This window comes from Candidatus Burkholderia verschuerenii, assembly GCF_001189365.1.
GTDB lineage: Bacteria > Pseudomonadota > Gammaproteobacteria > Burkholderiales > Burkholderiaceae > Caballeronia > Caballeronia verschuerenii.
Genome location: NZ_LFJJ01000046.1, coordinates 1 through 13,110, shown reverse-complemented (window position 1 = coordinate 13,110; position 13,110 = coordinate 1). Strand labels below are relative to the sequence as shown.

11 protein-coding genes and 3 pseudogenes are annotated in these 13,110 nt (G+C 65.4%); 1 reads left to right on the top strand and 13 read right to left on the bottom strand.

Annotated features, from left to right (window positions below; all coding sequences use genetic code 11):
• Positions 1 to 42: 42 nt before the first annotated feature.
• The 5 genes and pseudogenes from BVER_RS11000 to BVER_RS10980 all read right to left on the bottom strand — a co-directional run bounded on the left by BVER_RS11000 (position 43) and on the right by BVER_RS10980 (position 5,002).
• Positions 43 to 1,585, bottom strand: a pseudogene (locus tag BVER_RS11000) (methyl-accepting chemotaxis protein).
• A gap of 169 nt (positions 1,586 to 1,754) precedes the next feature.
• Positions 1,755 to 1,916, bottom strand: a complete 162-nt coding sequence (locus tag BVER_RS32480; protein WP_198155221.1) for a hypothetical protein — start codon at positions 1,914 to 1,916, stop codon at positions 1,755 to 1,757.
• Between the two features lie 48 nt (positions 1,917 to 1,964).
• Positions 1,965 to 2,570, bottom strand: coding sequence for a glycosyltransferase family 9 protein (locus tag BVER_RS10990; RefSeq protein ID WP_083452143.1), 606 nt, complete (start codon positions 2,568 to 2,570; stop codon positions 1,965 to 1,967).
• 296 nt (positions 2,571 to 2,866) lie between these two features.
• On the bottom strand, positions 2,867 to 3,355 hold the full coding sequence (locus tag BVER_RS10985) for a hypothetical protein (RefSeq protein ID WP_050453337.1): 489 nt from the start codon (positions 3,353 to 3,355) through the stop codon (positions 2,867 to 2,869).
• A gap of 138 nt (positions 3,356 to 3,493) precedes the next feature.
• Positions 3,494 to 5,002: a UdgX family uracil-DNA binding protein gene (locus BVER_RS10980; protein ID WP_050453336.1), complete on the bottom strand. Its 1,509-nt coding sequence runs from the start codon at positions 5,000 to 5,002 to the stop codon at positions 3,494 to 3,496.
• Positions 5,003 to 5,231: 229 nt separating this feature from the next.
• On the opposite strand from BVER_RS10980, the gene BVER_RS10975 reads away from it, so the two are divergent.
• Complete coding sequence (locus BVER_RS10975) at positions 5,232 to 5,927, top strand: glycosyltransferase family 2 protein (RefSeq protein WP_050453351.1); 696 nt, start codon at positions 5,232 to 5,234, stop codon at positions 5,925 to 5,927.
• Between the two features lie 46 nt (positions 5,928 to 5,973).
• Here BVER_RS10975 and BVER_RS10970 read toward each other — a convergent pair.
• From BVER_RS10970 to BVER_RS10935, 8 genes and pseudogenes are all read right to left on the bottom strand, one after another.
• Positions 5,974 to 6,560, bottom strand: a pseudogene (locus tag BVER_RS10970) (nucleotidyltransferase family protein).
• Between the two features lie 127 nt (positions 6,561 to 6,687).
• A complete protein-coding gene (locus BVER_RS10965) occupies positions 6,688 to 8,910 on the bottom strand; it encodes a xanthine dehydrogenase family protein molybdopterin-binding subunit (protein WP_050453335.1) in 2,223 nt (740 codons plus the stop codon).
• Complete coding sequence (locus BVER_RS10960) at positions 8,907 to 9,896, bottom strand: FAD binding domain-containing protein (protein WP_050453334.1); 990 nt, start codon at positions 9,894 to 9,896, stop codon at positions 8,907 to 8,909. The genes BVER_RS10965 and BVER_RS10960 overlap by 4 nt, the downstream gene beginning before the upstream one ends.
• Positions 9,897 to 9,906: 10 nt before the next feature.
• Positions 9,907 to 10,603 (bottom strand): annotated as a pseudogene (locus tag BVER_RS10955) (2Fe-2S iron-sulfur cluster-binding protein).
• A 306-nt stretch (positions 10,604 to 10,909) separates the two neighbouring features.
• A complete protein-coding gene (locus tag BVER_RS10950; protein WP_198155220.1) occupies positions 10,910 to 11,200 on the bottom strand; it encodes a DUF4148 domain-containing protein in 291 nt (96 codons plus the stop codon).
• 151 nt (positions 11,201 to 11,351) lie between these two features.
• Positions 11,352 to 12,146 (bottom strand): transporter substrate-binding domain-containing protein, encoded by a 795-nt coding sequence (locus BVER_RS10945; protein WP_050453332.1) that lies wholly within the window; start codon positions 12,144 to 12,146, stop codon positions 11,352 to 11,354.
• Between the two features lie 110 nt (positions 12,147 to 12,256).
• A complete protein-coding gene (locus tag BVER_RS10940; RefSeq protein WP_050453331.1) occupies positions 12,257 to 12,781 on the bottom strand; it encodes an isochorismatase family protein in 525 nt (174 codons plus the stop codon).
• Between the two features lies 1 nt (position 12,782).
• The gene (locus BVER_RS10935) at positions 12,783 to 13,019 is read right to left on the bottom strand and encodes a hypothetical protein (protein WP_232316488.1); all 237 of its coding nucleotides are present in this window, start codon (positions 13,017 to 13,019) and stop codon (positions 12,783 to 12,785) included.
• Between the last annotated feature and the right edge of the window lie 91 nt (positions 13,020 to 13,110).

The following is a 13,110-nucleotide window of genomic DNA, read 5'->3' as shown; positions in this document are numbered from 1 at the left end:
TGACGTCGGCCATGCGCGTTTTTTGTACGCAGGAGGCGAGACTTAAGCTGGCAGCTTGAAGCTGCCGATCGCCTCGCGCAACACATCCACCTGATCCTTCAGCGAATGCGCCGCGGCGGCGGCCTCTTCGACCAGCGCGGCATTCTGTTGCGTGACCTGATCCATCTCGACGACCGCGCGATTCACCTGCTCGATGCCCGCGCTCTGCTCGTTCGACGCATGGCTGATCTCGTCGAGAATCTCGTTCACGCGACGCACCGACTGCACGATTTCCGTTATCGTCGCGGCCCGCGTTGGTCACGAGCGACGTGCCGTCCTGCACCGTCTGCGTCGACGTCTCGATCAGCGCCTTGATTTCCTTGGCCGCCGTCGCCGAACGTTGCGCGAGGCTGCGCACTTCCGCCGCCACGACCGCGAAGCCGCGACCTTGTTTGCCCGCGCGCGCCGCTTCGACCGCCGCATTCAGCGCCAGAATGTTGGTCTGGAACGCGATGCCGTCGATCACGCCGATGATGTCGCCGATCTGGTTCGAGCTCGCGGTAATACGCGTCATCGTATCGATCACTTCGTCGACCACGCCGCTGCCGCGCGTCGCGACGTCCGCCGCCTGGATCGCGAGACGCGCGGCCTGCGCGGCGCTGTCGGCGTTGCTCTTCACGTTGGTCGTCATCTGGTCCATGTTCGATGCCGTCTGCACCAGCGCGGCCGCCTGTTCTTCGGTGTGCTGCGAGAGATCGGTATTGCCCGCAGTGATTTCCGATGCGCCGACGTTGATATTGTCGGTGCCGGCACGCACGCGCGCCACGGTATCGGCGAGGCCGCGCTGCATGGTCGACAGCGCGTGCAGGAGACTGGTCGTATCGCCCGGCAGCACGCGCACGTCGGCGGTCAGATCGCCGTTCGCGATGCGATGCGCCGCGCTCACCGCCGACTCCAGTTCGCCGCCGAGATGACGCCGGATGCTGCGCAACACGATCAGCATCGCCGCCGTCGCCGCCGCGCCGAGCACCGCCGTGATGCCGAGCCAGCGCAGCGCGCTCGCCCAGAACGCGGCCTGCACGTCGTCCATGTACATGCCGGTGACGAGATACCAGTCCCACGGTGCGAATTTCTGCGAGTACGACAGCTTTCCGACCGGCTTGTCGCTGCCCGGCTTCGACCACAGATAGCTGATGAAACCGCCGCCGTTCTGATCGCCCGCCTTGACGATATCGACGAACAGGCGATTGCCCGCCGGATCGGTGTAGTTCGACAAATCCTGGCCAACCAGCGCGGGCTTGATCGGATGCATCACCATCGTCGGATGCGAGTCGTTGATCGACAGATAACCGTCGGTGCCGTAGCGGATCGCGCCGATCACCTGCAACGCCTGCTTCTTCGCTTCGTCCTGCGTCAGCGTCTTGTTGTCGGCCAGCGCCGCGTAATGCGTGGTGATCGCATACGCTTCGTTGACCAGCGTCTTCAACTGCTCCTTGCGGTCGTCGATCATCGACGCGCGGTTTTGCCATGCGCCGATGGTCCCGATCGCGATCAGGCCGATCCACAGCACGGCGATCAGGGAGCCGAGCTTTTTGTTCAACGTCATTTTGTTCATGAGTACGCCGTGTGCCTTTTCGAGAGGTGTCTTGACGCGACGGCTCGACGCCGCCGCATGCCCGAATTACGGCAGGCGGCAGCGCGAATGAAGGGTGAATGCGGGAATACCCGTACCGCGAGAATTAGATGTACGGTTTAGGTAATTTTAGCCAAGCCGGTCAGTTATGCCGCACGGGATCCTTATCCGGCGGCGCTTCGGGATGCTGAGGTTCGTCCGGCCGATGCCCCGGCGACGGCGGCGCGAGCGGATCGGCTTCCGGATCGCGATTCGGATCCGCGATGGGATCGGGCACCGGGTTGGTCTGCATATCGAATTTCATGATGTGACCCCGTTGGTTCGGCATGCCGAAAAGAACTGTGTCGACGCGTCAGACCGCGTCGTGTTCCGCCGGCATGTGCAGCGTAAACGGCCGTCCCGGATGCGCGCGATGCGTGTCCGACAATTCGGCGCGCGCCCGCTCGATGATCGCGTCGCTGGCGGTATCGGCGGGATGCTCGTCGAGCACGATATGCGGCGTGCCGAGCGCGCGCGCCTTGGCGACGGGCGAGGGCGCGGCGGCATCGTCGGACAACAGCAGACGGGCATCGGCGATCAGGCGCGGCAAGGTGCGCGGCGCGACCGCGCCGGCGAGGAACAGCGCGGCGGTCTGCAGCGTGCCGAGCAGGGCGGCGGTGCGTTCGTCGGGATCGGGCGTATCGCCGATGATGGCGATCTGCCAGCCTTCCGCCGCCAGCTGATCGGCGACATCGGCGTAGCGCTCGGCGGGCCAGGCGGCGTCATCCGGCGCGCTTTTATGGCTGCGCGGATGGAACAGCACCAGCCGTTCGCGCTCGATGCCGTGATACGCGACCAGCTCGGCGTATTCGGCGTCGGAATCCGGCGCGGGCGATGCGCTCGGTTCGTCGGGAATCAGCGCCGGGGCGAAATCGTCGGTCAGGCTGGAAAAAGGAATGGCTCGGGAGATGGCTCGCATCTTGACTCCGGCAAGTGGCGTGGCCTCGGTTCGAAATCCGCTCGAAAAACTCTCTGACGCGCGGCGGCTGGGCGAAACACGCAAGCACTGAACATGCCCGCGTGCGGTTTCGTCGGATAAGGCGGCATCGGTTTCGCGCAGTGCCTCATGGTTATTGAAGACGCCGCGCGCGCGATCGTCAAGCGCGCGTCGCTGTGTTTCGCGCGTCTTCTGCATCGGCATGCAAAAAAGAAAAACCGCCGGCATGCGCCAAGCATGCCGGCGGCTTATAGAAAGGCGACGCGTCGGGTTTTCGTTCAGGCGTCGCCGCCCTCGGACGTCAGCGGCTTGGGCGGGAAAGCTTCGGCGCGACGGCGGATATCGTCGATTTCGCCGGTCACGAACGTGCGGCTGTCGGCGGCGAGCGCTTCCTGATACGACACGCCTTCCGGCACGCGATGCAGCAGCGCGCGCAATTTGCCCTGCGTGGTCTGTTGGACCGGTTCGAAGTTGTAGAGACCGAGCGACAGTTCGGCACGCTCGTGCAGCAGGAACAGGCAGCTGGCGAACACGCCGACGCCCAGCACTTCCTGCACGCCAAAGCGGAATTCGTGCGGCACGGACGAAAACGGCAAGTAAGCGATCAACATGGCGCCTGCGAGCGCCAGCGCGATGGTCGCATTCAGCAGCAGGCTCAGGCGCGACAGAATGCGCTCGCGTTCGGTCTTGAGCTGGCCGGACGATTTCGGCACGAGCGCGATCAGGGATTGTTGACGGCGAAGTTCTTCGAGCGGGAGAGCGGCCATGTGGTGTCGTCGAGCTTGAAAGTGAGCGCCAAGAGCGGCGCGACACCGGTATTACCGCACGGCTTACGGGAAGGTTGACGGTACTTTTCGTCTTGTTTCGCCCTGTTGCTTCCTGTTGCATTTAATGCCGATTTTGTATCAGCGCACGCCCTTCACCGGCGTGCGGATCGTGGCCGTGCCGTCGGCGATCTGCTGCGCGAACACCAGCGCCTCGACCAGCGTGCCGAACACTTCGGCGCGGATTTTTTCGTCGGTCACGCGCAGCAAATACGACGGGTGATACGTCGGCACGACAATGCGCCCCTTGTGCTCGATGGTCTTGCCGAGATACTCCGACAGCGCCGTGCGATGCCCCGTCAGCGCCTTCAGCGCGGTCGCCCCGAGCGCGACCACCACTTTCGGCGCGATCCGGTTTAGCTCCTCGTCGAGCCAGTAGCGGCAGGCTTCGCGTTTGCGCTGCGCGGGCGGGCTGTGCAGACGCTCGTCGTCGGAACCGCGCGTTTCCCATTTGAAATGCTTCACCGCGTTGGTCAGATACAGCGATTCGCGCGACAAACCGGCTTCCGCGATCGCTTCGTCGAGCAGTTTGCCCGCCGGACCGACGAACGGCGTGCCCTCGCGATCTTCCTGATCGCCCGGCTGCTCGCCGACCAGCATCACGCGCGCATTCGCCGGACCGATGCCCGCGACGGGTTGCGTCGCGTTGCGCCACAGCGCGCAGCGCTTGCACTCCGCAAGCGACGGCGGCGCGTTCAGCAGCGTGCCCTTGATCGGCTCCAGATCCGTGTTGATCGTCACTTCCATGTCCGACGGCACGTTGCGCGGATGCCGATCGCGCCGCGAATAAGGATCGGCGCGCGAGATCAGCGTGGGATCGATGCGGTCGTCCGGCGGGCTTTTCCAGTAACGCACCGGCATGTGCGAGGCCATTTTCGCGGCGTTTTCGAGCGCCGTGGTGAAGGTGCTCTCGTAATACGCGAGCCACAGCGCTTCGATGGCGTCGCCGCTCACCGCTTCGCCGTTCATGCCGGCGGGTTCGCCGAAATCGGCGGGCTTTTCCTCCGGCTCGCTGGTGCGATCGACGCGCAGCAGCGCGCCGTCCCAGAAGGCCGCGCTGTGCGGCGTGGCGATCATCCAGGTGGCGTTGCCCATGCGCGTGGCGAAATGCATCGCGGCGTGCTCCAGCAGGTCGTGCACCGGCTCGAACCAGCTGATGAACTCGGGCGGTCCCAACGACGGATCGCGATGCCGGAAGCGCAGCACCTTGCGCATATGCGTTTCCTCGGTCTGCACGGCCTTGATCATCCGGCGCAGCCGATGCCCGTCCTCATCCTCATCCTCGCCCGACGCCACCGCGCGATCGCCCTGCGTCCAGCGCCACAGCGCGCGATACAGAAACGGCCAGCGATCCGGCGCGCGATAGCACGCGGCTGTCTCCAGCATCCTGAGGAAGGTGCCGGCGATTTTCGGCGGTTTGGGCGCGTTCGGATCGGCCGGGCCGGACGTGCGCCCGACGGTGCCGAACACGGTCGCCGAGGCGTCGGATTCCTGCCAGTCCACGTCGCGCGGGTGGACGCCCTCTATGAGCAGCGTGCGCGCGGACGCACGCCAGGAGGCGAAGGACGGGTCGAGGACGATGCTTCTCATGGCTGGGGCGTCACGCAAAAGTACTGTATATTCATACAGTTATTTTAACGATGCCAATTGTCTTGCGCCAACTTTTTAAAGATGGTCGCGCCCTTTAACGCTGGACACGCCATCGCGTCGCATCGCGGCGGGTTGTGCCGATTTCGTCTTTTCAATTTGGGAATAGCCATTGCTGAAATCAGGCATCGCGGCTTGCTTGGCCGACGAACACGACCTTATCGGAGCCGCCATGCTTGCCATCGTCATTCCCGCCCATAACGAAGCCGACCACATCGCCGCCTGCGTGACTGCTGCGCGATGCGCGGCGGATCATCATCAATTGCTGGGCGAGACGGCGCGGGTGATCGTCGTGGCCGATAGCTGCGCCGACGACACCGCCGACATCGCACGCGCGCTCGGCGCGGACGTAATGGCGATCGACGCGCGCAATGTCGGCGTGGCGCGGGCGCACGGCGCGGAGCGGGCGCTGGCGCTCGGCGCGCGCTGGCTCGCCTTCACCGACGCCGACACGACCGTGGCCGACGACTGGCTCGCCCGACAGCTCGACTGCTGCGCGGACGCGGTGTGCGGCGTGATCGGCGTGCACGACTGGTCGCCGCATATCGGCGCGGTGCGCGAGCACTTCGGCCGCACTTATACCGATGCGGACGGGCATCGGCATATACATGGCGCGAACCTGGGCGTCTCGGCGCGAGCGTATTTGCAGGCGGGCGGTTTTCCGCCGCTCGAATCCGACGAAGACGTGGCGCTCGTCGATGCATTGACGTGCAGCGGCGCGCGTATCGAATGGAGCGCTTCGCCGCGCGTGGTCACCAGCGTGTGCACCGATTACCGCGCGAAGAAGAGTTTCGGCGCGACGCTGATGGAAGTCAGCAAGCGCTATCTGACGCCGGCGGCGGATGTCGGGGAGCCGGCGGCCGCGTGACGCGCCGGAACAATCCGTTCATTTAGTTAATGATCCGAATGAATGCTCAACCGGTTTGCAGATCGCTTGGCAGATCGACATCGCGGAGCACGTTGGGTCGTCGACATTGACGGCGAAGGGCGTTTGGACGGCGAACAGGCCGCGCGCGCCCGCATCGCCATCGAGCGTGACGAGCGTATCGCGATGCGCGATGCCGAAGCCCACCGGATGCCCGCGCTTGCCGCGATAAAACGGCGCGACGAGCGCTTCGCCCGCATCGAGCGGACGCGCGACGGCTTCGATGGACGCCGGCTCGATCCACGGCATGTCGCCGAGCGCGACAAGCCAGCCGTCCGCTTCGGAGGTCGCGCGCACGGCGGCGGCGAGCGTCGCGCCCATGCCGCGTTCCGCATCGGCGCTGAAAATGACGAGGCAGCCCGCTTCGTTCAACACATCCGCGAGTTTTTCCGCGCCGGGCCGCACGACCGCGATCACTTCAGTGACGACCGCGAGCGGCCGCCGCGCGGATTGAAACACGACGGGCGTGCCATCGGGCAAGGGAGCGAGCAGCTTGTTGTGCAGTCCGGACGGGTCGAAGCGGGTGCCGAGACCTGCCGCCAGCAGGATGCCGGTCGCGCTGGACGAATAGCTCATCGCGGCTGCTCTCGTGGGGAAGGGAAGCGTCGATTGTGCAGCGCGTCGGAAAGCGCCGCAAGCGACAAAAAAAGGCGCGCGGCGGTTTCATCCGACCGGGCGAAGCGGCCGCGCGCATCGTTTCGCATCACGCCATCGTCGGCGGCAAGACTTTGTCCAGCGTGATCGGCAAGTCGCGGATGCGCACGCCGGTCGCGTGATACACCGCGTTGCCGAGCGCGCCCGCCACGCCCGTAATGCCGATTTCGCCGATACCGCGCGCGCCGTCCGGATTGATATGCGGATCTGGCGTGCCGATAAAGGAGATATCGAGCGAGCCGATATCCGCGTTCACCGGCACGTGATATTCGGCGAGATTGGCGTTGGTATAGCGCCCGTAACGCGGATCGAGTTCGGTCTTCTCGAACAACGCCGAGCCGACGCCCCACACGATGCCGCCCATCAACTGGCTATGCGCGGTCTTTTCGTTGAGCAGCGTGCCGACGTCGTACACCACGACGATACGCGGCACGCGGATGATGCCGAAATCCGCATCGACGTGCACTTCCGCGAACACCGCGCCGAACGAATGGAACGCGTACTGTTTCTTCTCGTCGCCGGGGCGCACGGTCGCAACCGCTTCGATCGCGCGGCCGCCGTTGCGGGCGATGACCGCCGCCGGATCGCGCTTGTCCGGATTCGACACGCTCACGACCCAGCCGTTATTGACGATGACATCCTCGCGCGCCGATCCGGCCAGCGGCGAGCCGCGATCCGCGAGCGCCATCGAAATGAGCTGATCGCGCGCCTGCGTGCACGCCGCCCGCACGGCCGGCGAGACGCTCGCCGCCGATTGCGAGCCGCCCGACACCGGCGCTTTCGGCAGCGACGAATCGCCGAGCGCGAAACGCACGTAATCGGGCGGAAAGCCGAGCGCATCGGCGGCGACTTGCGTCATCACCGTGTATGTGCCGGTGCCGAGATCCTGCGTGCCGGAGGCGACCATCGCCGTGCCGTCGGGCAAAATGCGCGCAACCGCCGACGCCTCGCTGCGATTGGCCGGATACGTCGCCGTGCCCACGCCCCAGCCGATCAGCGTATTGCCTTCGCGCATCGAACGCGGCGCGTGATTGCGGCGCGCCCAGCCGAATTTCTCCGCGCCGCGCTCGTAGCATGTCATCAGCGACTTCTCGGACCACGGCTTGTTCTCCTGCGGCTCGCTCTGCGCGTAATTCTTGATGCGGAACGCCAGCGGATCCATGCGCAACTGATACGCCATTTCGTCCATCGCGGTTTCGAGCGCGAAGCAGCCGCTGGTTTCGCCCGGCGCGCGCATGAAGGTCGGCGTGCCGACATCGAGCTTGACGAGCTTGTGCGTCGTCGCCTGATTCGGCACGGCGTAGAGCATGCGCGTGACGATCGCCGAACTCTCGGTCCAGTCTTCGAAGGTCGATGTCGTCGAGATCACGTCGTGACGCATGCCGGTCATCGTGCCGTCGTCGTGCGCGCTCACTTGAATGCGCTGTTCCGTCAATGGCCGATTGCCGATCATGCCGAACATCTGCGGACGCGTTAGCACGAGTTTCACCGGACGCCCGATCTGCTTCGACGCCATCGCCGCCAGCACGACATGCGACCACACCGAACCCTTGCAGCCGAAGCCGCCGCCGACGAACGGGCAGATCACGCGGACGTTGCCATCGGGAATGCCGAAGAATTTCGCGACCGCGCTGCGTGCGCCCGAGACGCCTTGCGTCGCGTCGTAGAGCGTGAGATTCGGGCCGTCCCAGCGCGCGACCGTGGCGTGCGGTTCCATCGGATTGTGATGCTCGTGCGGCGTCGTGTAGACCGCGTCGAGGCGCGTCGGGCCTTGCCGCAAACCGGCGTCGACGTCGCCGCGCTTTGTCGTGATCGCGCGGCCCATCATCTTTTCCGGCTGATACGCCTGGGCTTTGGCGCGCTGGAAATCGGCGTTCGGCGTCGCGGCTTCGTAGCGGATATCGACGTAAGCCGCCGCGCCTTGCGCGTGTTCGAGCGTATCCGCGATCACGACCGCGACCGGCTCGTTGCTGTAACGCATCTCGTTGGTTTGCAAGAGCGTGAGCTTGCGCACGGCGGGCGGCTGCGCATCGGGGACGCCGCCGTTGGGCAGGCGCAGCGCGTTCTGGTACGTCATCACGAAGAGCACGCCGGGCATCGACTGCGCGCGGCTCGTATCGATCGACGCGATGCGGCCTCTCGCGATCGTGCTGGTGATCAGCACCGCGTTCGCGAGCTTGGCGTCGGTGTTGTCGGCGGAGTAGCGCGCCTGGCCGGTGACCTTGAGAATACCGTCGGTGCGGTCGTAGGGTTGTCCGATGATCCTGCTCATGCGACACCTCCCGCCTGCTGAATCGCCCGCACGATGGAACGCTGCGCCAGCGCCACCTTAAAGCCGTTGTCGCGCAGCGGCCGCGCGTTCTGCACGGCGAGCGCGGCGGCGCGTTGCAACGTCGCGCGATCGAGCGATTGACCGACGAGCGCCTGTTCCGTCGCGCTCGCGCGCCACGGCTTATGCGCGACGCCGCCCAGCGCGATGCGCGCGCTCTTCACCGTGTTGCCGTCCATCTGCAACGCGGCCACGACGGATATCAACGCGAACGCATAACTCGCGCGATCCCGCACCTTCAGATACTTCGAATGCTGCGCGAACAACGGCGGCGGCAGATCGACCGATGTGATCAGTTCGCCCGGCGCGAGCGTCGTATCGAGATCGGGCCGCTCGCCGGGCAAGCGATGAAACTCCGCGAACGGAATCGCGCGCTCGCCTTGCGGGCCGGTCACGCGCACGACGGCATCGAGCGCCGCGAGCGCCACGCTCATATCGGACGGATTCGTCGCGATGCATTGCGGGCTCGCGCCGAGAATCGCGTGCATGCGATTGTTGCCTTCGAGCGCGGCGCAGCCCGAACCGGGCACGCGCTTGTTGCAGTGGGGAAAGCCGGTGTCGTAAAAGTACGAACAGCGCGTGCGCTGCATCAGATTGCCGCCGACGGTCGCCATGTTACGCAACTGCGCCGACGCGCCCGCGAGCAGCGCTTGCGACAGCAGCGGATAACGCTCGCGCACCCACGCGTGATTGGCGGCATCGCTGTTGCGCACCAGCGCGCCGATGCGCAGGCCGCCATCGGGCAATGTGCCGACGCCGTTCAGCGCGTCGATATGCGTGATGTCGACGAGCTTCATCGGCCGCATCACGCCGCCTTTCATCAGATCGAGCAGATTCGTGCCGCCGCCGATAAACATCACGCCCGGCCGATTCACCTCCGCAAGCGCCGCGCCGACATCGCCGGCGCGCTGATAGGAGATCGCATCCATAACAATCTCCTCAGGTCGACGACGCCACGGCTTTCACCGCCGCGACAATGTTCGGATACGCGCCGCAGCGACAGATATTGCCGCTCATGCGTTCGCGGATTTCATCCTCGGAAAGTTGCGCGGGGCGAAAGCGCACGTCGGCGGTGATGGCGCTGGCATCGCCGCGGCGATATTCGTCGATCAGCGCCGTCGCCGAACACAATTGCCCCGACGTACAGTAGCCGCACTGGAACGCGTCCTTCTCGATGAACGCGCGCTGGATCGGCGCGAGCGCGTCGGCGTTGGGCGCGAGGCCTTCGACGGTCGTGACGGTCTCGCCGTCGTGCATCACCGCGAGCGTCAGACACGAATTGATGCGCCGTCCCGACACGATCACCGTGCACGCGCCGCACTGGCCGCGATCGCAGCCTTTCTTCGTGCCGGTCAGCTCGGCGTATTCGCGCAGCGCGTCTAGCAGCGTCGTGCGCGCTTCGACCTGCAATTCATACGGATGACCGTTGATGGTAAGCCGCACGGGCATCGTCGGCGCGGCCGATGGCGGCATCGCCGGTTGCGCGGATGCGGCTTGCTGAGGTTGCTGCGCGCGCGACAGGCGCGGCGCTGACGGCGGCGGCCGCTGCGGCCGATTGCAGGAAGCGCCGACGCGACGGCTTTTGCGCGGCGTCGCAGGCGTCGGCGTTCGGGCAAGGCGTATTGACTGGGGACATGGCGATCGAAGGCTCCTCGCTCGTTCGAATACACGTCGAAGGGGCGCGCGCGAGGCTCGGGTTCTTCATGGGCTGTCGCCCGCGACCGACTGCGACTTCGTTCGCGAGCGCCGATGCCCGAGTCCGGATGCGGCGCGGAGGGAACGCGGACACGCGAATGTTCGGCATCTGTAAGACGACCGAACGTTCGACCCTCCGCGAAAGGACGACGGAGCAAGTGTGATGCCACGCGCCGGATGGCGTCGTTTTAACGATCTGGTGCAGGCGGCCGCGTAAATGCTGCCGCCGAAGGTAACTTCGGTGCGGTTACCGCCCTGCGTTGACCATCGGCGAATTGCGCGCCGAACGCGCCGGCCCATACGGATCGGGATTGCCGAAGCGCGGAATGGTCCCGTCGATGCGCGCCCGCGCCAGGTCCGCGCGAACCTGCGCCCGCGATTGCGGATCGTTCGATGCGACCGCCATCGGCGCCGGAGCGGGCGCTTGCGTGACGGGCGGCGGCATCGCGCCGTAGTCGGTTTGCGCGTGACTCGTGATCGTTGCCGTCATGCCGCATGCGCAGGCCGCGCTGGCGGCGAGCCAGAGTGTCAGCTTCATATCGCTCTCCCGGTTGTAGTGCGTCATATCGAGCTATACGTCGCCCGATGCCGGTCAGATGAGCAATTGCGCGTAACGCGACTAACGGTTTTTGTTTGCACGCGCCCTCGAACGAAAGGCGCGCGATCCATCGATCAAAGGTCAGCGGGAATCAAAGGTCAGCGGGATACAGCGCTTTCAGCCATTTGGTCGACAGCGTGTTGAGCGTGCCGTCCTTCTTCGCCTGCGCGATGGCGGCATCGACTTTCTTCAAGAGACGCGGCTCCTGCTTGTTGAGCCCGACATGATCCGGCGAGCTGAACAACTGGAACTTCTGCTCGGGCTGCACGGGCGGATTCTTCGCGATGATCGTCGCGCCGACGTCGTTGCCGACCACGAGCAATTGCGCCTGTCCGGTCAGAAACGCGGAGATCGCGCCGTTCGGATCTTCGAAGCGCTTGATATCGGCGCCGGCGGGCGCGGCCTTGGTGACGCTCAAATCCTCGAGCGTGCCGCGCGCGACCGCGACGGACTTGCCGGCGAGATCGGCGGTGCTCTTCACCGCGAGCGATTTCGGGCCGAACACCGCGAGATAGTACGGCGCATACGGTTTCGAAAAGTCAATGACCTTCTCGCGCTCCGGCGTCTGTCCGACCGACAGCAGCAGATCGGCCTTGTGCGTCGCGAGATAGGCCATGCGGTTTTCTCCGGTGATCGGCACGAATTCGGCCTTCACCTTGAGCGCGCGCGCCAGGTATTCGCCCATGTCGATGTCGTAGCCTTGCGGCTTCATATCCGGTCCGATCGAACCGAACGGCGGGTAATCCATGAACACGCCGATTCGAACGACGCTGTTCTTCTGGATCGTGTCGAGCGTATCGGCATGGGCGGGCGCGGCCAGAACGGCGGCGAAGGTCAGCACGCAGCCGAATACGGCGCGTAGAAAGCGGAACGAGCGATGAGTCATGGTGACGGCCTCGGAAGCGTGGCGAAGGAGGGAATCGCCGCACTGTAGGCACGCCAAAAAGCCGTCACAATCGAAATCTGCGCATGTCAGCCATGTTCCGAGCGCATGGCTCACTTGATCAGCGCGAGCGCCTCCCTGAAGCGCGGATGACGGAAATCGCCGAGCCAGCTGAAAATCGCCGTTTCGACCGTGGTCAGGCGCGCGCCTTCCTGCTGCGCGCGCAGATTCGCCGTCGCGCGATCGGCCGCGCGGCGCGAACCGACCGCATCGGCGAGCCATTCGACGCGATAGCCGCGCGCAAGCAGCCCGATCGCGGTCAGCAGCACGCAGACATGCGCCTCCGCGCCCGCGATCCACAGTGTCCCCGGAGCGGGCGGCAGCGCGGCGAGAAAGGCGTTGGCGCGCGTCGCATCGAAGCTGTCCTTTTCGATCAGCCGATGCCGTCCGTCGAGCAATCCGTCCACCGTTGCGCCGAGCCCGCGCGGATTCTGCTCCGTCGCGACGACCGGCACATCCAGCAGCCCGGCGGCCCGCACGATGGCCGCGACGCGCTGCGTCACGCGTTCGCCGTCGTCGATATGCGGCACGAGCTTCGCCTGCATGTCGATGACGACGAGCGTGTCCGCGCGCGCCATCTCAGGCTTCGCTTTCCATGATGCGGTCGATCAGCTGCGCGTTTTCGCCGGTCGAGCCGAGCGTCGCGTGCTTGGCCATCGGCACGAAGAAATGCGTCGCGATGGGCAGCTTCGAGCGCTCCAGCCAGTTCGTCAGATACGCGGCGAGGCGTTCGGCCGGCGCGCGCAATTCCTCGCGCAGCACGGCGGGCAGCGTCTGAAAGTACTTCGTCGGCCCTTCAGAATTAGTCGAAGTCAAGGGTGGCAAGGGGCCGCCGGAAGATCGTGTTTCCCAGAACTCCCAGAAGCAATATTGATCTGAATGGTTTCCTGGGAGTTTGGAACTTCGC

Excerpts from the sequence above, each read along its gene's own strand:
- BVER_RS32480 (WP_198155221.1), bottom strand. The coding sequence starts at position 1,916 with ATGAAATTCGATATGCAGACCAACCCGGTGCCCGATCCCATCGCGGAT.
- BVER_RS10990 (WP_083452143.1), bottom strand. The coding sequence starts at position 2,570 with ATGCGAGCCATCTCCCGAGCCATTCCTTTTTCCAGCCTGACCGACGAT.
- BVER_RS10985 (WP_050453337.1), bottom strand. The coding sequence starts at position 3,355 with ATGGCCGCTCTCCCGCTCGAAGAACTTCGCCGTCAACAATCCCTGATC.
- BVER_RS10980 (WP_050453336.1), bottom strand. The coding sequence starts at position 5,002 with ATGAGAAGCATCGTCCTCGACCCGTCCTTCGCCTCCTGGCGTGCGTCC.
- BVER_RS10975 (WP_050453351.1), top strand. The coding sequence starts at position 5,232 with ATGCTTGCCATCGTCATTCCCGCCCATAACGAAGCCGACCACATCGCC.
- BVER_RS10965 (WP_050453335.1), bottom strand. The coding sequence starts at position 8,910 with ATGAGCAGGATCATCGGACAACCCTACGACCGCACCGACGGTATTCTC.
- BVER_RS10960 (WP_050453334.1), bottom strand. The coding sequence starts at position 9,896 with ATGGATGCGATCTCCTATCAGCGCGCCGGCGATGTCGGCGCGGCGCTT.
- BVER_RS10950 (WP_198155220.1), bottom strand. The coding sequence starts at position 11,200 with ATGAAGCTGACACTCTGGCTCGCCGCCAGCGCGGCCTGCGCATGCGGC.
- BVER_RS10945 (WP_050453332.1), bottom strand. The coding sequence starts at position 12,146 with ATGACTCATCGCTCGTTCCGCTTTCTACGCGCCGTATTCGGCTGCGTG.
- BVER_RS10940 (WP_050453331.1), bottom strand. The coding sequence starts at position 12,781 with ATGGCGCGCGCGGACACGCTCGTCGTCATCGACATGCAGGCGAAGCTC.